At 48.6% G+C, this 22,769-nt stretch carries 13 protein-coding genes and 1 tRNA gene; 6 read left to right on the top strand and 8 right to left on the bottom strand.

The window, feature by feature from the left end; genetic code table 11:
• The first annotated feature begins 282 nt into the window (after positions 1 to 282).
• The 4 genes from rpsT to NV375_RS05535 all read left to right on the top strand — a co-directional run bounded on the left by rpsT (position 283) and on the right by NV375_RS05535 (position 3,766).
• Positions 283 to 543 (top strand): 30S ribosomal protein S20, encoded by a 261-nt coding sequence (rpsT, locus tag NV375_RS05520; RefSeq protein WP_126771244.1) that lies wholly within the window; start codon positions 283 to 285, stop codon positions 541 to 543.
• 162 nt (positions 544 to 705) lie between these two features.
• Complete coding sequence (locus NV375_RS05525; protein WP_258240029.1) at positions 706 to 2,655, top strand: S9 family peptidase; 1,950 nt, start codon at positions 706 to 708, stop codon at positions 2,653 to 2,655.
• Positions 2,656 to 2,681: 26 nt separating this feature from the next.
• Positions 2,682 to 2,758: transfer RNA gene (locus NV375_RS05530), tRNA-Arg, on the top strand.
• A 33-nt stretch (positions 2,759 to 2,791) separates the two neighbouring features.
• Positions 2,792 to 3,766, top strand: coding sequence for a class I SAM-dependent methyltransferase (locus NV375_RS05535; protein WP_258807248.1), 975 nt, complete (start codon positions 2,792 to 2,794; stop codon positions 3,764 to 3,766).
• Between the two features lie 136 nt (positions 3,767 to 3,902).
• Here NV375_RS05535 and NV375_RS05540 read toward each other — a convergent pair whose 3' ends face one another.
• Positions 3,903 to 6,587 (bottom strand): TonB-dependent siderophore receptor, encoded by a 2,685-nt coding sequence (locus NV375_RS05540; RefSeq protein ID WP_258807249.1) that lies wholly within the window; start codon positions 6,585 to 6,587, stop codon positions 3,903 to 3,905.
• 447 nt (positions 6,588 to 7,034) lie between these two features.
• Here NV375_RS05540 and NV375_RS05545 point away from each other — a divergent pair, with 447 nt between their 5' ends.
• A complete protein-coding gene (locus tag NV375_RS05545; RefSeq protein ID WP_258807250.1) occupies positions 7,035 to 9,917 on the top strand; it encodes a TonB-dependent receptor domain-containing protein in 2,883 nt (960 codons plus the stop codon).
• Positions 9,918 to 9,976: 59 nt separating this feature from the next.
• Here the strand turns inward: NV375_RS05545 and NV375_RS05550 are convergent, their stop codons facing one another.
• Entirely contained in the window at positions 9,977 to 11,944 is a 1,968-nt protein-coding gene (locus tag NV375_RS05550; RefSeq protein WP_258807251.1) for a S9 family peptidase, read from the bottom strand.
• A gap of 271 nt (positions 11,945 to 12,215) precedes the next feature.
• Between NV375_RS05550 and NV375_RS05555 the strand changes: the two genes are divergently transcribed.
• Complete coding sequence (locus NV375_RS05555; protein ID WP_258240024.1) at positions 12,216 to 12,566, top strand: LytTR family transcriptional regulator; 351 nt, start codon at positions 12,216 to 12,218, stop codon at positions 12,564 to 12,566.
• Positions 12,567 to 12,738: 172 nt separating this feature from the next.
• Here the strand turns inward: NV375_RS05555 and NV375_RS05560 are convergent, their stop codons facing one another.
• From NV375_RS05560 to NV375_RS05585, 6 genes are all read right to left on the bottom strand, one after another.
• Positions 12,739 to 13,368, bottom strand: a complete 630-nt coding sequence (locus tag NV375_RS05560; protein ID WP_258240023.1) for a 3'-5' exonuclease — start codon at positions 13,366 to 13,368, stop codon at positions 12,739 to 12,741.
• Positions 13,368 to 15,224, bottom strand: a complete 1,857-nt coding sequence (locus tag NV375_RS05565) for a DUF294 nucleotidyltransferase-like domain-containing protein (protein WP_258807252.1) — start codon at positions 15,222 to 15,224, stop codon at positions 13,368 to 13,370. Before NV375_RS05565 ends, NV375_RS05560 begins: the two co-directional genes overlap by 1 nt.
• A 140-nt stretch (positions 15,225 to 15,364) precedes the next feature.
• Entirely contained in the window at positions 15,365 to 17,080 is a 1,716-nt protein-coding gene (locus NV375_RS05570; RefSeq protein ID WP_126771260.1) for a sodium:solute symporter family protein, read from the bottom strand.
• 11 nt (positions 17,081 to 17,091) lie between these two features.
• A complete protein-coding gene (locus tag NV375_RS05575) occupies positions 17,092 to 17,358 on the bottom strand; it encodes a DUF4212 domain-containing protein (protein ID WP_126771262.1) in 267 nt (88 codons plus the stop codon).
• 155 nt (positions 17,359 to 17,513) lie between these two features.
• Entirely contained in the window at positions 17,514 to 19,478 is a 1,965-nt protein-coding gene (locus NV375_RS05580) for a S9 family peptidase (protein WP_126771264.1), read from the bottom strand.
• A gap of 104 nt (positions 19,479 to 19,582) precedes the next feature.
• A complete protein-coding gene (locus tag NV375_RS05585; protein ID WP_126771265.1) occupies positions 19,583 to 22,534 on the bottom strand; it encodes a TonB-dependent receptor domain-containing protein in 2,952 nt (983 codons plus the stop codon).
• Between the last annotated feature and the right edge of the window lie 235 nt (positions 22,535 to 22,769).

The following is a 22,769-nucleotide window of genomic DNA, read 5'->3' on the forward strand; positions in this document are numbered from 1 at the left end:
ATAAAGAGTGCATTCAATTTGGCACAAAGGGACAAGCGCCAGGGAGAAACACTTAGCAACTTCATGAAACATATTGAAACACTCTGAAATATTTATGCTTGTTTTGTGACCGCATGTCAACGTCCAATCTCCCGCGACTTAAAATTTTTGCGTTGTAAGCAACTAAAGACAAAGAATCATTGCGGAGGGTTATGATCTTTTCTTGACTTTAGCCTCGAAAACAGGCATATTCCCCGCCCTATAAAACCAATGCACATAGTTAACGAATTTTAGGAGTTCACCTTGGCTAATATTAAGTCTGCGAAAAAGCGTGCGGTACAAGCGGAAAAGAACCGTCGCCACAACGCGAGCCGTCGCTCAATGATGCGTACCCAGTTGAAAAAAGTAATTGCTGCTATTGAAGCGGGCGACAAAGCGGCTGCTCAGCAGGCATTTACTGGCCTTCAACCGATTCTTGACCGTTACGCGACCAAAGGTCTTATCGGTAAGAACAAAGCTGCTCGTCATAAGAGCCGCTTAAGTGCGAAAATCAACGCGCTGTAAGCTTCTTAGCTTTCTGAAAAAACCGGCCTCATGGCCGGTTTTTTTGTGCCTGATCACATTGGCCTCCTAGGCCGTTTCTGGCAAACTACCTCTTGTTATAAAAACGATAAAAAAATTAAGTTGCTGTTCGTCGAGAACAACAATACAAGGGGGGAGATTATTTTGCGAAAACTGACACTTGGTACCGCATTTGCGGCGATGGTCCTCGCTGCGGTCATTGCGCCTACGGCGCACACAAAAGAACCTGTCAAACAATACACAGTTGAAGACTTTTTCACCCACCCGGTTTATAACGGCGTTATCATTTCGCCGACGGGAAAATATTTCGCGATAAAATCAACCGAAGGCATCAATGATGCAATTTTCGTATATGACCGCGAAGAGAAGAAAGTGGTCAGCAAGTTTGCGTTTGGGGAGTATCAACGTTTTTCCAATATACGTTGGGTCAACAACGAAAGACTCATCTTCACTGGGCGTAAGTTTGTTGGCTACCTTGACGAGCGCGGCTCGCCACCAAGTTTATATGCAGCCAATGCCGATGGCTCGAACCGCCGCGAGTTAATTCGCTGGGGCAGCTCTGGCTGGACCTTTCTAAGTTCGCTCCCCAACGAAGAGGATTATATTCTCATTGGCAAACTATACGGTGGCGAAGATGGTATGTTCGCGCATAAATTAGATGTGAATGACGGTCGCACCTATTACCTGGATGATCAGCCCAAAGACCCAGGTCGACTGCTTGCCGACAATACTGGTACGTTGCGCGCGAGCTTTAACTATGAAGAAGACGAGGACGATGAATTTGGTAAAGGAACCTTCATACTAAACTACAAACCCTATGGTTCAGATGAATGGAAAAAATACCATATGGAACAGTTCGATGAAGGAGGCACACTCAGTTTCATCGGGTTCTCTGGCGACAACCGCTATGCTTATGTGGCCGCTGACTTCGAAACAAAAACTCGTGCTTTGTATGAGTTCGATACCAAAACCGAAGAATTCGAGCAAGTTTACGTCAACCCTATCGCTGATGTCTCAAACATTATCTATGGTTCAGATGATAACCCTATTGCCGTTGAATCAATGCCTGGGGCGATTGAGCGTCATTACTTTGCAGACTCGAATGACGTAACGCTGCGTAAAAGCCTGACCGACGCTTTTAACGGTGAGAACGTTTACGTGACAAGTACGACTGACAAAGGCGACTTAGCAGTCGTCCATGTCAGCTCAGATATAAACCCGGGCCAGTATTACATTTTCAACCTCGATACGTTAGAAGCAAAATTTATTGCGTCGCCCTACCCGACGATCGACCCAAATGACATGGCCTCCGTGCAGCCGATTACGGTAACGGCGCGCGATGGACTTCAACTACATGGCTATCTAACCATCCCTAAAAACTATAACCAAGACCGCGACGGCGCACTCCCTACTATCGTGAACGTGCATGGTGGCCCTCATGGCCCGCGCGACACTTGGGGATTCAGTCCTGAGAATCAGTTTTTCGCCAATCGCGGTTATGCAGTTCTGCAAATTAACTTTCGTGGCTCGGGCGGCTATGGTGACGAATTCGAGGAAGCTGGCTACCGTAAATGGGGCCGTGAAATGCAAAATGACGTAACGGATGCCACTTTGTGGGCAATCGAACAAGGGTACGCTGACAGCGACCGCATTTGTATCTATGGTGGCAGCTACGGTGGTTATGCTTCGCTGATGGGAGTAATTCGGGAACCTGACTTGTATCAATGCTCGGTGGGTTATGTCGGCGTCTACAGTCTGCCGGTCATGAAAAGCTCGGGCGATATCCCTAGAAGTCGCAGTGGCCGCAAGTACCTCGACCATGTCTTAGGGACTGACGAGGAGGTCTTGAAGGCGAATTCACCAGCTGAGAATGTTGATAAGATCAAAGTCCCACTTTACATTGTGCATGGTACTGAAGACGTACGTGTGCCGATGGAGCAGTATAAGGCACTCACTGAGGCCCTTGAAAAGGAAGGAATCCCCTATCAATCGATGCTGAAAGCAGAAGGCCACGGCTATCAAATTGAAGAAAATCGCTACGAGCTCTATGAAAGCTTAGAAGCGTTTTTCAATAAACATATTGGCGCTGAATAGCCTTCAGCGCCGCGCGAATTCAACGGGTCTCCGTAGCTCAGCTGGATAGAGCAGCCCCCTCCTAAGGGGCAGGTCGCAGGTTCGACTCCTGCCGGGGACGCCATCACTTTTTCAGCGAGACAAACGAGGAGTAAAAATGGAACATTGGTCGAAGTATTGGCATCACCAAGGTGTGCTCAATAGCTTCGCCGAGGGTGACGCAAACAGCGGTTACACCGGCGATTTAAAAAAGTTCTGGGAACAGCACATCAAGACGTTACCGCACGGCGCAACCATCGTTGATCTTGGTACGGGCAACGGGGCATTAGCCATGCTCGCTCATGACTTCGGCGTGACACATCAGAAAGACTTCATCGTGCATGGGATCGACGCAGCAAAAATCGATCCGCCACAGCAATTTTCGAAGTCGCCAGCCCTTGCTAAAAAGCTAAAAAAAATCACTTTCCATAGTGAAACGCCCATCGAAAGATCGCCGTTCAACGAAGCAAGTGTTGACGCGTTCGTTGCACAATTCGCCCTCGAGTATGGGCAGCGTGATGAAGCGCTCAAAGCAACGCTGAAGAGCCTAAAGGACAATGGCCAGCTCATCGCTGTCATGCATCACCACGACAGTAAGCTGGTGAAAGACTCCAAAGTGGGGTTTACCGTGTTGACCTCTATTTTAGAGGAATCACCGCTGTTTCAACAAAGTGACATGCTACTCGACCTGGCAGCACAAGCCGTTCCGCAACTTGGAGCTGAGGGCTGGGCAAACTATCCCCATAATAAAATCCTTACACGTACCGTTCAGTGGACGATGAAGACGCTACAAGAAAAATACGCTAAGCCGGCAGAACTGAATTATGTGAATGATGTGGTTCGTCGAATTGCTCGCATCTTTGAGGCTATGAATGCGGACAATATACAAGAGAGTAGAAACCGCCTCGCGCATCAGTATCACTTGCTCAATGACCATCGTTTGCGTTTGAAAGATCAACTAGATGCCGCTCTCACCAAAAAAGACGCAAGTGCATACGTGAAAGCGAGTGAAAAGCTCGGTGTGAAGGCTGAGCTCGATGTTCTTGAAATTGATGGTTCCCCCTTTGGCTGGACCCTTTCTCTAACTAAATAATTTCTTCATTTTTCGCAATATCAAAAAGCCGCAAACAGTGCGGCTTTTTTTGTATCTGTCTTTCGCTTCGGAAAGCATTAAAAAAACGGGACCCGAAGGTCCCGTTTATCATTACGTTATGTAACTAACTTCTAGCTTAGAAGTTTTGTTGGAAACGTACATAGTAGACACGACCCCAGCCGTTGTATAGGCCGTAGTTGTAGTCACGACCACCGAATGGTTCAAGCGTAGGAAGTTTTTCAAACGCGTTTTGAACACCAACAGTGAATTTGTTATCCCACTGAGTATCGTATGATACTTGGATGTCATGAGTGATCCACGTGCCTAAGTGACCTGTACGGCTTACACCGTCAGCGCCATCTGGGTCAGCACTAACGTCAGTATACTGGTCGCCAATCATGTTGATATTGTAGGCAACAGTCAGGTCGTTAAGCGTGTAAGTGTTAGTGAACACACCGCGCTGACGTGGTGTACCTGGGTCACGAGTGATGTTACGACCGCCATCAACTGAGTAGTCGAGGATGTGGCTCAACTGGAAGTTGTTGGTTAATGCACCAAAATCACCGAAGTCCCAGTTTGCACGAAGGTTAAAGTCGATACCGCTAGTCTCAAGCGTACCCTCGTTACCGAAGCCTGCGTCGATGCGAGTAATTACGCCGTCAGCGTTACGAGTTACACCAAGACCTGGAGGAATTGGGTCGCCCGCTTTTTCACGGTTGATCAACGTTTGTGAACCAAATGAACGGATACGCTCTTCGATTTCGATGTTGTAGTAATCGACAGCGAAGCTAATGTCTTCTGTTACGTTCATCGCTAAACCAGTTGCGAACTGTTTAGACTGCTCAGCACCCAAATCTGGGTTAGCAATGTAGTACGCACTGATTTGACATGGTTGATTTGGATCACCAACAAGTACTGAACAGGTTTCAGGGTCGTTAACTGAATCAGCAGAGAACGAAGTCTTCTGAGTCAAGATATCCAATGATGGTGCACGGAAACCTTCACCGTATGAACCACGCCAGATGATATCGTCAGTGACAGACCAACGGAAGCTTACTTTAGGAGCAAAGTTGCCACCGAAGTCAGAGTAACGGTCATAACGGCCAGCGAAGTTCAATTCGAAGTCATAAGTTACTGGAACCAATACCTCGAAGAATGCCGCGTTTACAGTACGACCACCACCAGCAGAGTTACCTGCTGAACCACCAACTAAGCCAGCTTCTGACTGTGAGTCATATTGGTCAGTGTAACTTTCTGAGCGGTGTTCGAAACCGATGAAGCCTTGAACCATACCAGCATCAGTTGATGCGATATCGAATGCAGTGTTCGCATAGTACTCATCGATGTCGAAGTTAGAGATACGTGAAGTCGTTACAACACCAGCAGCTAGTACGCTGTCAGGGTTTTCGGTTGGGTTCTGGATATCATAACCGAAGCGGCAGTTTGCAGGGTCGAAACTGCCATCTGAACAATAACCTGGGTTAAAGTCGTTGATGTTGCCCCAAGCTGTGTTTGCTGCAAGGTAGCCATTACCGATTTCAGTGGTGTTGTTGCGAACACGGCGATAACCGAAGTCAACAACCATGTCACCGATGTTACCTTCGAAACCAAGCAACAAGTCTTTGTTTTTGTTGGTTACGGTAGTATCACGGTTACCCATCGCTGCGAAACGGTGCCACAGGTGTACTGGACGATTTTCGCCTACATAGTCTGGGTCAAATGCAACCGCGTTAGGGTTGTTTGGATCATAGAACCATGCGTCTGGGTTTGTCGGGTTGTTGTAGCTATCAGCAGGGGTATCTAATGAACCACCGTAGTAGAAGTTTGAATCTGGTGCTGGAGCGTAACGACCAAACGACTCGGTTTCAGCAACGCTAGCGTTCGCGTAGAATTTCCAGTCCGCATTGATTTGGTGCTCACCTTTCAAGAACAAAGATTCGTTCGCTGATGATGCTTCGTTCGCGTTAGTCGCGTTGAAGTTATAGCGGCAAAGGTCGCCCTGCTTGTAGAAGTTCTCAGACTCACAAGCACCTGGAATGCCTTGGAAGTTGAATGGTTCGTCAAGCGGGTAGTAGTTCGCACTGAAGATTGACGCGCCTGGAGTTACCCACGGGTAAGCGTTTTCGAATACGATGTCACGCTTGTTCCAAGATACACCACCTAACAAAGAAGTGTTTGCATCAGAAGAACCGAACAAGACACTACCGTTTTCGCGGTCACCGCCTTCGCGTGGCACAGATACTTCACCCTGACCCAAGGTGATTTGAGCACCGTTGTAGTCTTTACGAGTGATAACGTTGATTACACCACCGATTGCGTCAGAACCGTAGATTGCAGATGCACCGTCAGACAAGATTTCGATACGCTCTACAGCACCCAATGGGATAGCGTTCAAATCTTGGCTAGAACCGGTAGATGGAGACATGGTCAAACGACGGCCGTCAACGAGGACGAGTGAACGTGATGCACCCAAACCACGCAAGTCAACCTGAGAAACACCCTGTGCAGAGCTACCAGATTGAGGACGGAATGAACCGGTTGTGTTGAAAGTTGTGTTACGAACGATGTCAGCAACAGAGATATCACCTGAAAGGTCGATAGCTTCACGGTCGATAACTGTTACCGGAACTGCACCTTCCATATCGGTACGCTGGATACGCGAACCTGTTACTTGAATACGCTCTTGCGCTTCTTCTTGTGCTTGCTCTTCATCTTCTTCTTGTTGGTCTTGCGCCATTGCTGCACCTGACAAAGCAAGTGAGGCACCACCAAACATAAGAGCTAAGCGGATCGACTTAGCTAATTTGTTATTAGTATACATATCTTCTCCCTGGATCACTTCTTAGAGTGATGACTAGTTTGAACAGGCAAATAGTTCGACTAAATGCAAGTTGTGGACATAGCAAAAAACGTGATGAACTTTACGTTTTTTAACTTGTCCTTGCCCGATACTAATCAAAAAAAACCGATTCGGCAACATAGAATCCGCCAAAAAATGAGCATTTGTGGTGTTTTTCTGCACGTCTGTTGTAGAAATATCTTTACTTGCTCTTGAATACATCAACACAAAAACTACAACTTTTTGAACTAGCGTTGATTTTTCTCTTCTCTAACACCGCTACACCCCTCTCATTGAGGACATTCTCAACTCAATTGCGAGATTTATCACTTAACCTGCGCGGTGCTGCACTTACCCCCTAGTTTGCCTGTTGCTCTACCGATTTTCGGCGAGCAACTTACAACTAAATTATCCTAGGGAGTTTCCGCAATGATGCAAAAATCCTACCTTGCTCATTCAGTGCAGGCAGCTTTAGCTATTGCACTGCTTAGTGCAATGCCGATGGCAGCCATGGCGCAAGACACGAGCACTGATACACAAGCAGAAGAAAAAGCTGATGAGCGTATTCAGGTGACCGGTTCGCGTATTCCACAATCTACTAACGTCGTAAGCTCAAGCCCAGTCTCACAGGTTACCGCTGAAGAATTTGATTTCTCGGGTACCGTGCGTACCGAAGACTTAGTGAACGACTTGCCACAGGTGTTTCCTGGGCAAGCCTCGACCGATACTAATGGCGCTACCGGTACCGCAACGATTTCGTTACGCGGTTTGGGCTCGTATCGCACGCTAGCCCTCGTCAATGGCCGCCGTATGGTCATGGGTTCACCCGCCCAAGCTGGTATTGCTGCCGACCTTAACCAAATTCCAGCCGCTTTGATTAAAAACGTCGAACTTCTAACCGGTGGTGCTTCGGCCACTTACGGTTCAGACGCAATCGCCGGTGTCGTTAACTTCATCATGGAAGATGAATTTGAAGGCGTGAAATTTGGTTACCAGAACAGCTTCTACCAGCACAATAACGATAATAACGGAGAAGCTGCACAAGCCAATTTAGATGCAGGTTTCCCGCTACCTGACAGCAATGTGACCGACGGTCACATGAACGATTACTCATTGATCATGGGCGCAAACTCAGCCGATGGTCGTGGTAATGTGACTGTGTATGCGACCTACCGTGACATCCAAGGCATCACCCAGAATAACCGCGAGAGCAGTTCTTGTGCCCTAGCCGGAGTCCCGGGTGATTGGAGCTGTTCAGGTTCGTCAACAATTCCAGACGGCCTATGGTTAGTTGGTAGCGACGCCTTGGTTAACGAAGGTGGCGAGCTTATCCCTTACGATGGCCGTGCCTACAACTATGCACCACTTAACTACTTTCAGCGCCCTGACACGCGTACAACTTTAGGCGGTTTTGCCAAGTACTATGTGAACGAACACGCCGAGTTCTTCGCCGAAGTCGGTTACATGAAAGACCACAGCTTGGCGCAAATTGCCCAGTCAGGCTCGTTCTTCTTGGACGTAAACTTCAACTGTAGCAACCCGCTGCTCACCGATTCACAATTCCAAACCATGTGTGCGGATCGTGGTTACGGCACTGACGATAGCTTCACCGCTACTTTCGCTAAGCGTAACGTCGAAGGTGGCCCACGCTATGCTGACCTACAACATATCTCGCATCGCATGGTCACAGGTGTGCGCGGCGAAATCACCCGTGATTGGACCTATGACGTGTCATTCAACGTTGGTGACGTGGCCTACACCGAGGTTTATCAAAATGACATGAGCAACACTGCGATTGTTCGTGCTCTAGATATTGTCGCCGATCCAGAAACCGGTGAAGCGGTTTGTCGTTCTGCTTTGCAGGGGCTCGATCCTTCTTGTGTGCCTTGGAACGTTTTCCAACCTAACGGCATTACTGATGAACAGTTGGATTACTTGACCTTACCGCTGTATGCCAAAGGCGAAACGCAGTTGCGTGAATTCAATGCTTACACCGTTGGTGACTTAAGCATGAGCGACTTTAAATCTCCTTGGGCCTACATGGGACCATCGGTCTTGTTCGGTTACACGCACCGCAGCGAAGCCATGCGCTACGAGCCTGACTCTGCGTTCCGCAGCGGCGACGGTGCCGGCCAAGGTGGTCCATCGGTACCAGTGAACGGCGACTTAAGTGTCGACGAGCTCTACACCGAAGTACAGCTGCCATTAGTTGAAGACGCTGCTTTTGCAGATAGTATGGTCGTTGATCTTGGCTATCGTTACTCTGACTACTCAACCGGTATCACTACCGATACCTATAAGCTCGCCTTAGGTTGGGACGTCAACGATACCGTGAAGATTCGTGCTAGCTTCCAGAGCGCTATGCGCCACGCTAACATTCGCGAACTCTTCCGTCCGCAAGGTTTGAACTTGTTCAACATGGACGAAGATCCATGCGCTGGCACCAACCCATCTGCAACCTTCGAACAGTGTGCACGCACTGGCGTTACCGCAGAGCAGTACGGTCAAATCTTCGACAACCCAGCCGGTCAGTACAACTACATGCAAGGTGGTAACCCGCAGCTGCGTCCTGAAACTTCAGAAACCAGGTCTGTTGGTTTCGTCTGGCGTCCACACTGGGACAACGACTTTGACTTCTCAGTCGATTACTTCGACATCGACGTTGAAGACGCAGTTGGCATCGTTGACCCAGAGTATGCCCTTGACCAGTGTCTAACAACTGGTGCAGATGCGTACTGCTCACTTATCGTGCGTAACTCAAATGGTTCCATTTGGCAGGGTTCTGAAGGGTATATCGCTGCGACCAACACCAACATCGGCTATTTGCGTCGCACCGGTATCGACATCAACTCAAACTACCAGATCCGTCTAGAAGACATGGGTCGCGTGAAGTTTAACTTCGTGGGTACCTACTTCATGAACTTTGATGAGTTGCCACAGCCTGGTTCAGACTTGATTGAGTGCGCTGGGAAGTGGGGCGGTAGTTGTGGTTCACCCAACCCAGAGTGGCAGCACAACTTACGTAGCACTTGGATCACGCCATGGGATATCACCATGTCAGCCAACTGGCGTCACCTTGGTGGTGCTGAAGACGTTAACGGTGCACAAAACCTAGCGTCTGAAAACTACCTCGACCTAACGGCACAATTTATGGTTAACGAAGGCGGTCGCTTCAGTGTAGGTATCAACAACGTGTTTGATAACGACGCGCCACTCATCGCAGGCCGAAATGCCGACAACGGTAACACCTTCCCATCGTTCTACGATGCTCTAGGTCGTTACTTCTTCGCTGGCTTTGAATACAAGTTCTAAGCTTGCTTAACGGTAAAAGTCAAAGCCCCGCACTCTAGCGGGGCTTCTTTTGTCCAGACTTAGTCTTTCGGGAGCAAGTGCTGCTCAAAAAACAGCACCGTGGCCTGCTCATAAATATCACGGTTCTCTTTTTTGCGATAACCATGACCTTCGTTGAGCGCATTCATATACCACACGGTTTTATCGGCATCCTTCAATGCTTTGACGATTTGCTCCGCCTCAGTGACGGGTACCCGCGGATCGTTTTCACCCTGCACGACAAACATCGGCACGTTAATCCTAGCAACATGGTTGTTTGGGCTAATAGCCTCTAAATGCTTGCGCATAGCTGGGTCACGCTCATCACCGTATTCAGCCCGACGTAAGTCACGACGATAGCTTTCAGTGTTCGTCAAGAACGTCACAAAGTTGGAAATTCCAACAATATCGACCGCTGCTTTAAGACGATCGCTAAAGTGCACTGAGCTGGCCAGCACCATATAACCACCGTAGCTACCGCCAATCACTGCAACACGTTCGGCATCGAGATCGGGCTGGGTCGCAATCCAGTCAAGTAAAGCGCCGATATCTTTCACTGAATCCTCGCGTTTAAAACCATTGTCCAAGCTTACATAGTCCTTGCCATAACCAGCTGAACCACGAACGTTTGGTGCAATGACCGCGGCTCCAAGTTCTTGTAACCAGAGTTGCACCGTACTACTGAAGTAAGGCCGATACTGTGACTCTGGTCCGCCATGAATTGAAATGATCACGGGATGTGGACCTTCGGTCTGCGGTTTATAAACAAATGCCGGCACTTGCAGGCCATCAAAGCTTGCAAAGCTTACCAGCTCGGGCTCAACAAAATTGTCAGTGTTCAAACCACCGACCTCACTATACGTCCACCGCGTTAACTGATCATTAGTATCGAGTAGGTAAACGTCCGTTGGCGACTTCGGCGTATTGATACTTAACGCTAGCTTTTTCCCGTCAGGACTATACGTCAGCCCGCTGGCCACACCAATCGGCATGCCCTCAACACGAGTAAAAGCGAAAGTCATGGGATCAAACCGATAGAGCTGACTCATACCTTCTTCATTAATGGTAAAAGCCGCTGTGCTACCGTCCTCGCTCATCGCAAAGTTATCAACATTCCAATTGATGTCCTTCGTAATCAACCGTACTTCATTCGTTTCGGTATTACGGAATGCTAACTGGGTAAAATTAGAAAATTGGTCGGTAGTAAAAAAGTAACCCTGGCCATCTTTACGATACGCCAATGGGAAGTTTGCGTTCGTCCCCACGTCGCTGCCTTCAAGAAGTTTGAGCTCCCCTTCGGCTAACTCTAATTCATGAATTCTAACGTCGGTGATGCTGCGGTACTGCACGACCAATAGCTTTTCGCCATTAGGATGCCAATCTACCGGCCCCCACCAACTGCCATCAGGTGCCGCCAACACTAACTCGGCTTGCTCTGGCGTGTTCGGATTCATCACCCAAATATCATTCGAACGACCATCACGTCGGGTACTTTGATAAGCAATCTTATCGCCTTCTTGATTCCATACCACAGCGCCATTACGCGACTCGCCGTCACTGATCATGTGGTAGTCGCCGGTCTCCGAATCGAGCATGAACAACTGCGAAAATTCATTGCCTCCGGCATCCATACTGAAAATCATCGTGTTGCTATTCGGTTGGCGACTTATTCCACCGACTGGCTCATCAAAAAAGGTGAGTTGTTGCCGATAACCCCCTGCATCGCTCACTTTATGGATTTGTGCGACATCACCAAAGCGTGTGCTGATATAAATAGCGTCACCATCACTGGTGAACTCTCGAAAAGCAGCCGAGCGGACATTCTGAAAACGATTCAATTGCTCGCCGATCCGTTCAGGAATTTCTGGAATGTTTTCCAGCACTAGGTTGCCGTTATTGAGCGTTCGCGTGGTATCTGTTGCTTCACTTTGCAGAGCATGCGCTTGCGCTAGTAACAAGATACTGGTGGCACCGAGCAGAGCGACAACGCTTTTGCGGTTGATGAACATGGTTTTATCCTCGTTGTTCGTTATTCGTGCGCTGCGCTGTTCGTCCGCTGCGCTGTTCGATAGTTAAGGCCTCTTAAAGATAGGCTGTAAATGGCAAAAAGGGAAAGTTTGGAAGTGTAATAAAATATTTAATATCCATATAAAACAATGATTTAATGTATTTTAAGAACAGTTAAGAAGGCTTAATTAGTATTTCGTCCCAGCCATTGCCATAGTTTTCCCACCGAACACAGAAGCAACCGGAACAACACTGCTAGAAACGAGGTAAGCTATGACAACTCCAATAAATTACATCCCTGTGAAGTCCATTGGCCGGATTCGTTTTATTGCCGTTGATGACATTGTTTGGATCAAAGGCGCAGCCAACTACGTAGAAATTCACCTACCTGATGGTATGGTTCTGCACCGCGAAACTTTATCTTCATTAGAAGAACGACTGGATCCCGAGCTGTTTGTGCGAGTGCATCGTTCAGCAATTGTAAATATTGAACATTTGCACGAAATCACCAGTGAACTTGGCCGTTATTCGTTGGTCGAACTCAAGAACGGGCAAGAAATTCGCATTGGTAACGCCTATCGCCGCGATCTGTTTCAAAGTTTAGGCTTAGATGCGGCCAGTTAACTGCCGTATTGATTAAGGCAATTGCTCCGTTCGTAACAAATTAAGTTTGCACAGCGCACATTGCAGTAACCTTGAAGGCGGTTGATGCAGTTATCCACTCTCCCTGGATCGCGATGACTGTTTAAAACCATCCTTCCGTTTTGGCCGCTCTCCACTGTTGGGGAGCGGTTTTTTATTTCAACAACTCTTTCAACGGTGCGTCGGCACTTCCTGCGTACTGATAAGCTTGCGCCAGAAAGAGTTCACCGCAAGCAACGGCATCAGAAAACGCATGGTGCGCGGCATAATCAGGTAAATGAAAACGCTGACGACAAGCCTTTAAGGTGAGTGAACCTCGAGCGATGTGATGTTGTTGCTGGTGCAAACGCTGCGCCTCAAACGTCAAAGTGTCAAACTTCGCCAGCGGCTGTAACTTTACTTGATATTGCTTGGCAAAACGTTGCAAGAACTGCCAATCAAATTGCACATGATGACAAATCAACACCGCGCCTTGTAGCTCGCGAGCAAGTTGCGCCAATGCCATCTGAGGCGCCTCAGCAGCTTCGAAATCCCGTTGCACCATGCCATGTACCACCGGTGACTGCTTAAGTTCTGGATTCACTTGGGTCACAAAATAGTGCGCACTACGGTAATCGATAACAGGGGGCCTTATGGTAACCCAGCCCATCGCTAAAACCTGATCCGTTTTCGGATCTAAACCACTGGTTTCCAAATCAAGAGCGATGTAGCGATGCGCGCGCCAGCTCTGGTTGAGCTGTCGGTGACGTTGCCAATAACGTCGTAAGCCTAGCCAAATGCTCATCACCCAGTACGCCCAAACTTCAAACTGACGCCTTGCTGGCAATCTTTTAAGATACGAAACGCTGACTTAAGCTGTCGCCGTGACAAGGTGCTAAGGTCATCGGGATCAAGCGCATTCTTCGGTTGCTCAGTTCCCCATACTGCTAACTGGTGCTGCAATCGCAGTTGCGTAAGAAATTGCCAAGCTTCGGCCAACGCCTGATTGTCTTTGCGGTTAAGGAGTTTGCTGGCTTCCAATAAGTGCAGTCGTGCAAGAGTACGAGGCTCGGTCAACCCAGCATGCAAACTGTAGAGTCGCACAATGTCATTGATCAGGGCGAGACCATGGCGTTTGATATCGACCAAATCACTATCTTTACCAGATTCAGTGCCTCTAAACCGATTGAACAAACCCAAAGGAACCTGCACGTTGGCCTGCAGTCGCGCTAAGTTACCCAAGAAAAACTCGGACTGACCAAGTCGCGCAACATCTTCTCGGTAGGCCTGGTACAAACGCTTATTACCTTGCACATTGCGACTATCGAAGAAAATTTGGCAATACATGAGCGCCTTCGGTGTGGGTGACTCCGTCCATGAGGTGAAACGCTCCAGCCAACCTGCCCGCGTACGACGGCAATCCGGATTGGATGCCATAATATTACCTGGGCATTTGGGCACCCCGCAGTCGGCAAGACCTTCACAAACGTAGTCTCCTAAACTGGCAAACCATGCGAGCTGCTGTTCGTTCAAATCGTTAACAAGCAGTAACCCATTATCTTGGTCAGAGCTAAGCGTCTGGTCCTCGCGCCCCTGCGAGCCAAACGCTAACCAAACATAAGCCGCAGGGGCCACACCATGCTCACGCTCGTAAAAATCAATAAGCTTGCGCGTCATGGTATCCGTCAAACTCGCTAACAAGCGGCCCACCGCCGCCGCGTCATTCATGCGCAACGCGAAACTATGCATATAATCGGGAATATGCTGCGCTTCATCGACCAAAGCCTGGCGGCTCTGTGCCTTGTTTAGCGCACTGATGAGCATCACCGGTTCACTTTTTTGCTGCCGCATCAAATCCGTATTGGTCAACATACCCATCGGCCGATCCTGCTCATCAAGCACCGGAAGATGATGAATATTTTCCTGTGTCATCAACGTTAATGCATCCAGTAACGTTTGCTGCCCACGAATAGTCGCTGGCGCTTGCGTCATCACCGCATTCACGTGAATGCCATAATCAAGTCCCTGCGCCACCACCCGATTGCGCAAGTCACGATCCGTTAAAATTCCTACCAGCCGCTCATCATCCACCACGAGTACCGATGAAATCTTCTCATCGCGCATACACTGCGCAGCTTCTTGGATCGTCGCCGTACTTGCCAGCCCAATCGGCGTCCGCGTTACTACCTCACTCACCAATCGCTGCAACGAATCTCCATATGCATTAGCAGGGGCCGCTCGCTGCCCTTGCTGAGAAAGTAAGCGTTGTTCGTGCGCTCGAATAAAGTAATGTTCAAAGGCGCGTGAATGTTGGCGTAACTGATCGAAAACATCAGCACTCAAGATATAAACGATACCGTCTTCAATCACTTCAAGTTTATTGACGACCCCGCGCCCCGTGAGCAATGAAGGAAAACCGAAGAGATCGTGGGATTCCAGGCGCTCAATCAATGCACCATCAGGCGTAAGCAAATCAAAACCGCCTGAACGCACAATGTAAAGCGCCGGACTGTGTGCCCGAAATAACTCATCGACATTATGTTCGTTTAGGTAAACGGCTTTAATTTGCCCCGCTGCCCATTGCCGTTGTTCTTGACTGAGCTGGTCAAACGGCGGGCAATCGAGCAAAAAACGATTCAACTCCGCAAAATCTGGCTGCATATAACCCCCATAACCCGTGGTTCAAGCACGGGGTATTTCGAATTCAACCAACATGAGCAAAACGTCAGGTTAGACCCGTGGTAGAACCACGGGCTACCCCATTTATACAAAAAAAGCCCGGCGGCAGCCGGGCTATGCATTTAGTGACTTGACGCGCCGCCCGCTCCTTTCGGATAACGAATCGACTCAACCAAGTCTTGGGTGTCTTGCGGTGCATCACCGGTGAGCTTATGGACCACGTAGGCAACGATGAAGTTAATCAACATACCTAGAGTACCAATACCCTCTGGTGAAATACCGAACAGCCAGTTCGCCTCGACGTTCGCTGCTGGATTCACAAACTTGAAGTAAATAATGTACGCCAAGGTGAAGACAATACCAACAACCATACCAGCGATAGCACCTGTGCTATTCATACGCTTGTAGAAAATACCCATGATGATCGCAGGGAAGAAGCTTGCCGCGGCTAAGCCGAAGGCAAAGGCCACCACCTGCGCCACGAAGCCTGGCGGATTAATACCAAACCACGTCGACAAAGCGACAGCGACGGCGGCGGCAATCCGCGCCCACATGAGCTCTTGGCGATCCGTGATATCGGGGGCCAAGGTGCGTTTCAAGAGATCGTGCGAAACGGATGTCGAAATAACCAACAGCAAGCCCGCGGAAGTTGACAATGCAGCAGCGACACCACCGGCCGCTACAAGCGCCACTACCCAAGCTGGCAAGTCAGCAATCTCCGGATTTGCAAGGACCATAATGTCGCGGTCGACGGTCATTTCATTGCGCTCGTCACCCGAGTAGAACATCTTGCCGTCGCCGTTCTCGTCTTCCCAAGAGATTAAGCCGGTTTTTTCCCAGTTCTTAATCCACTCAGGAGCATCAGAATACTCGACACCCGTCAATTCTGGGCCATTCACAGTGTTAATCAGATTCACTTTGGCGAACGCCGCAATCGAAGGCGCAGTCAAATAAACCACCGAAATAAACACTAACGCCCAACCCGCTGAACGACGTGCATCGCGTACTTTCGGTACGGTGAAGAAGCGTACAATAACGTGCGGCAAGCCAGCAGTACCAACCATCAAGGCACAGGTAATGGCAAACACGTCAATCTTGTTCCGTACGCCTTCTGTGTAGGCAGCTAAGCCCAACTCTTCAGACAAGCCATCCAAGCGCGCCAGCAAGTAATTACCCTCGCCTGCCACACCTTCAGCAATGGTCGCACCAAAGCCGGTTTGCGGCAAAATGTGACCCGTCATGTAAATCGAGATGAAAATCGCTGGAACCAAGTACGCAAACGCTAACACGCAATACTGCGCGACTTGGGTATAGGTGATCCCCTTCATGCCGCCAAGTACGGTATAGAAGAACACGATGACTGCGCCGATGAAGACACCAGTGGCGATTTCAACTTCTAAGAAGCGCGAAAACACCACACCCACACCGCGCATTTGCCCGGCAATGTAAGTGAACGAAATCAAAATTGCGCAAATAACAGCAATGGTACGTGCGGTTTGCGAGTAGTAACGGTCACCGATAAAGTCGGGCACCGTAAACTTACCGAATTTACGTAGGTAAGGTGCTAGGCACAGTGCCAACAACACGTAACCACCGGTCCACCCCATCAGGTACACACTACCGTCGTACCCAGCAAACGAGATAATCCCTGCCATCGAAATAAACGATGCCGCAGACATCCAGTCAGCCGCAGTTGCCATACCATTCATCACCGGATGAACACCACCACTGGCAACATAGAAGTCATTGGTAGAACCTGCACGCGACCAAATTGCAATGGCAATATAGAGGGCGAAAGTCGCGCCAACGATAATAAACGTGAGAGTTTGAATATCCATGTCGCGGCCCCTTAGTCTTCGTGAACTTCGTATTTATTATCAAGCGCCGCCATGCGTTTCACATAAATGAAGATCAACACAACAAACGTGATAATGGAGCCTTGTTGGGCAAACCAAAAGCCCAACTTAAAGCCGAAAAAGGTAAACTGATTGAGCCAGTCCACCAAGATGATGCCAAATCCATAAGACACTAGAAACCAGACTGCCAACAGCTTAAGTACCAGTCCGATATTCTCGCGCCAGTAGGCTTTAGCGAGTTCTTCGCTTTTGAAAGCCATAACGCCCTCCAGGTTGTTCTGTTATTTTTTATTGTTGCTTTGTGCATTTAGCAATCTAGTCGGCAATTGCCTAGCGAGAAATACGACATTGGTCGAAGGCCACTTCATAGCTATAAAAAAACACCGCCGAAGCGGTGTTTTCTTTGGAATCTCGCCTATTCACCAAGATGTTTGGCAAAGAAGGCCAACATCTTCTGCCAACGTTCAATATTGTTCTCGGGCAAAAAGAAACCATGCCCTTCATCCTCTTTATATAACCACTCGTAAGGGTGATTCCGTTCTTTCAAAGCATCACGTAAACGAAATGCATGGGTTTCAGGAACACGTCGATCCGCTCCACCTTGGATTATAAACACTGGAGCCTTGAGTTTTTCGACATTATGTAATGGTGACTGAGCTTTACGTTCCTCTGCTTCAGCTGGCAGTACGCGGTTTAAGTAGTTACGCCCCGCCAAGGCTTGTGGAATGTCGCCCTCTTCAAACATTAAGTCTAGGTCATAGACGCCCACAAAACCGACGATACATTGGTACTTATCCGGTTCGCGCACGCCGCTTTGTAACGCCGCATAGCCACCGTAAGAAGCACCATAGACGCACACGCGATCAGGGTCGACCATACCTTGGTCAATCAGGTAATCCACCCCGTCCGTCATATCGTCGATCATGGTTGTGCCCCAGTTCTTATAACCGGCCTCAAGAAACTCGCGGCCAAAGCCACCCGAGCCTCGAAAGTTCGGTTGTAAGACTGCGTAACCATGCTCAGCAAATACTTTCGCGTCGCTATCTATCCCCATTAGACTGTCTTTAACGCCATGAGGCCCACCGTGCGGCAATAAAATCAACGGCAAGTTTTCGGCTTCTTGATCTTTCGGTAGCGTTAAAATTGCTTGAATCTCTCGTCCGTCTCGGCTCTCGTAAATAATAGCTTCTGTCTTCGGAAACTTGTGCTTCGCTAACCAAGGTCGTGACTCCGCAACGGGAACCAATTTGCCGGCGCTCCGATCAAACATATAGAACGACGGCGATTTGTTGGCTGAGCTAACACTCACAATCAATTTACTGTTATCGCGTGTGGCCGAGGTAATACCTACTGCTTGTTCAGGAAAGGTAGCCATTAAGCTTTGTAACAATCGTGAATAGTCAGCGTCTTCAACGTCCGCAAAAAAGAAACTATCAATCGTCGCATATTCAAATGCCGCACCAATGAGCTCGTTGGCGCGACCATCCTTGATGCTCATAATGGGTAACAGGTCAACGTTCGGGTGCGTCGCCAGCACGGTCTCCTGACGCTCACTCAAATCCATCACACTCAACGAACGCGTATCGGTTTTGCTGTTGCTTAGGCCGACCACTTGATCGCTATTTGGCAGCATCCGCAACGGAACAAAACCTCCTTCGTCCGAAGCATAGCTCGTCACTTCATACCATTCTTGATTTGCGCCATCACGCCCTAAAATAACGGTTTTGTTATCTTCTTCAGGATCAACACCCACAACCATGCGCGATACCCCGTCACTATCAAGGATTACCGACACATTGGTATTACGATAAGCGCGCAATGGGATACGTCCTTCAGAGCGCTTACGTCCAGAATCGATTTTTATGGTATACAAATCAAGGTAGGGTTCTTGTGAGGTAAAACTACGTTGATAAATCATCACCGCATCAGGTTCTTGCGGCAAATAATCAACCACTTGCGCGAACACGTATTCACCACTTTTGGAACGCGGCCCAGTCAGAATAATTTGATTCGAGCCATCGGCATCCATGGCGAAAATTTCGCCAGTAGCTGCGGGCATTTCCAACGGTCCTACTTCACGCGCCATAGAAAAAATAAGCCGTTCATCATTTGCCCAATTAAATGATGCGACGGACTCACCCTCGCGGCCTTGAGTAATACGCAAGATTTCATTGTCATCGATGGCGATAACAGTTAACTGCACAGTACCCTTTTCGGTTCGCGACGTAGCGGCCAAGTAATCCCCACCTGGGGAAATTTTTACATCTAAATATTGTGACGGACGAGCGTATAGCTCCAGCAGCTCATCGTTAATTTCGAAGCTCTGCGCAACACTGCTTGAGGTTAGAGCAATCAACCCCAGTAAAATGAATCGTTTCATGTTGCCCTCTACGATTTATTCGACAAAAAATCTATTCGACAAAAAAGCCCCACCGAGGTGGGGCTTTTATCAGTTCACAACATTCTCGGTGACCGCAGCTTAACTTAGAAGCTGTAAGTAAGGTTAAAGAATGCGCGACGGCCTAAGTAATCCAACTGTGAAGCAAACAATGGTACGTTACCCACTGTATAAGATGCTGCTGGACTGACTAACGGCGGCTGCTTGTCAAACAAGTTAGCAATACCGAAAGTCACTTCCATACTGTTCGACAACTGCGTATTCGCAGACAATGAATGCAGCACGTAAACTGGTGTTTCAGCGACGAAACGTACTTTATTGCCACGATACGTAGTGTCATCAAAGCCGTAATAGTCATACTCGTCAGTCTTGTCGTAGTACGTGATGTTCCAGTTGTAGCTCCAATCGTCACGGCTCAAGGTAGTGTTGATGCTACCAATGTGACGTGGGTTACCGATGCGGCCAATGTACTGGCTTGGCTCGTCAGTAGAGAAGCGCTGGAATGAACGTTGGATCTGGTTGGTATGATCCCACTTCACGCGTAAATCACCAAACTCGAATGAGTCTTGGTAAGTCACAACAAAGTCGATACCACGAACGATCTGCTCAGCAGTATTCAAGTAACCGCCACGTACTTCGATGATACTCCAGTCGCCATCTTCAGAGCCGTCACGACGGTCAAACTGATCGCAGAATGGTTCATTGGCAAAATCTTCAGAAGTGTAACATTGACTCAATACCGCAGAACCGGCAACACTTGAGATTTGGTCGTTGATGACGACGTCATAGTAGTCAACAGACGCTGCAAAAGTGCCTTCTGGGCTGGTATAAACCAAACCAATGCCTTCTGAAACTGAAGTTTCTGCTGCCAACTGACCTGCACCACCACCAGTGATTGAGGTCATTGAACCACCGCTACCAATCGCATCAGTGTAACTTTCTGGAATGCCATCTGCCGCACAGTTCTCACGAATACGCGGGTTAGTTGACTCAACCCAGTTCAAACATGGATCCGCGGTTTGCCCGATGAAGCCTGTTTGGTTTTCAAGATACAGCTCATACAAAGCTGGCGCACGGAATGATGTGCCGCGTGAAGCGCGTACACGGAAGCCGTGACCAATACTCCAGTTCATGCTGGCTTTGTAAGTGGTATCGCTACCGTACACGTTAACATCAGTCCAACGACCTGAAGCGGTTAAATCTAGCGCTTCAATCATTGGTAAGTCACGTAACAACGGCAGTTGGAACTCGGCATAAACCGCACGAGTAAAGGCTGAACCAGCGGTAATACCTGCACCTGTTAAGCCCCAAGAATTACCGTTACGGGTATGAATCCCTGGCGTATCGTCGATTTCGTCACGCTGCCAGTAAACACCCATTGCCGCACCAACCGGACCTTCAGGAAGGTTAAACAAGTCACCTGTGATGTAAGCATCCAACGTGTCTTGGCGGTACATAGTGTTACCAGTGTCGATACCGAACAAGAAGTCAGCTGCTTCTTGGCTTGGGTTACCGTAGATGTTGCTTGGATCAAACCAGTCGTAAGTCACACATTCTTTGTTTGAGAACTCGGTCACTTGGCCTTCACAAGGTACGCCAAGCAATTGGTACTGAGCCATCAACATTGAGTCACGGAAGATGATATCTTGCTCGTACTCACCGCTGTTATGTGAACGTTGATACGAAACGTCCCAGTTCCAAAAGCCAATCGCACCTTCTAGACCGATAACCGCACGGCTGTAATCAACAGTCGTTTTATTACCGTAATGCTTGGCATTGTAATGTACCGGCATAACATAGCTCGTACCGTTACCTGACCAACCCTCTACAGAGTTGACTGGAACATAACCACCGATGTCCGCAGTCCAGAACTGACGAACACTTTCCGACTTAGTCACACGACGGCTATGCAAGAGCTCGCCGTACATTGACATCGAGTCAGTTAAGTCATAATCAGTTTGGAAGTAAACCGACGATACTGTGGTACGCGGGATCATGGTTGCGTTTAAGCGGCCTGGGTGACCGCCACCATCCATCAAGGCGTCCGTTTCGCGATCGTAACCAGCCCAATACCAGCCATCTGGTGCTGAGTCTACGCCTGGGTTGGTTTCAGAAACATGTGTGTAACCAAAGTCGTTATAGTCGTACTGAATACGGCCGCTTGCCACGCCTGGCGCGATGCTGGCATGCCATAAACCGAAACCACTCTCACTACAGTGGTAATCACCGGTTTCAGGATCGATTGGATCATAACGCTGACCAGTATCGTAATCGAACAAGTAACGTTGTGAACAATCAAAATAGTCACGGTCTTTGCGTTGTAGACCAGTGTTGACGTTGTGGTCGGCCACTACACGCCATGAGCCACGGTCAAATGCTTCACCGTAAGTCGCATTCACACGAAAACGCTCGCCGCCTTTTTCAAACGGTTGCGTGCCAGAGATATTGACTTCACCACCTTCGCCACGCTTGGTGATGATGTTAATAACACCAGCTACCGCGTCAGAACCGTAAAGTGAAGATGCACCGTCTTTCAGGATTTCAACACGCTCAACCACACTGATCGGCAAGGCGTTCATGTCGAATGCAGAAACTGCACCACGGGTACCTGCTGGTCCGGCACGACGGCCATTCAACAGAACCAAGGTACGGTTTGCGCCTAGACCACGCATTGAAATTGATTCAGCACCGCTACCACCGTTAGTCACAAAACCTACAGAGTAAGCAGAAATGAGCTGATCCGAGCCCGCAGCGACTGTCGACGTACGTAGCAATTCGCCAAGAGTGTTCAAGCCTTGCTCTTCAGCTAGTTCAGCGGTAATGATTTCAACTGGGGTTGGGTTATCTAAACCGTCAGTACGAATACGAGAACCTGTGACTAAAATTTTCTCAGCAGGTTCTTCTTGTTGTGCTTCGTCTTGCTCTTCTTCAGAGCCTTGATCTTGCGCGTAGACGGGGGCACCCGCCAAAAGCACAGAGCCGAATCCGGCCATCATAATGGTACGGATCGAGCTCGACAAATATGACTTCTCAATCATTTGTCTCTCCCTGGGATTATTGATTAACTCTTTACGAGCTTATTATTATGCAGAACCTTAAGGTTGCTTTAGCCAAGTCTATGCCTGTTCAAAACTAGACTTGTGAACAGAAGTGAACCATAGAAAGCGAGCAATGACAACAAAAATTAACATAGTTGTATCGTTCGATTGTACTTTTTTTGTTGCTTACCAATAGCGTAGATTTAACAAACTAGACCACTACTAGACCACTAAG

The sequence above is a fragment of the Pseudidiomarina sp. CB1 genome (assembly GCF_024752025.1).
Classification (GTDB): Bacteria; Pseudomonadota; Gammaproteobacteria; order Enterobacterales; family Alteromonadaceae; genus Pseudidiomarina.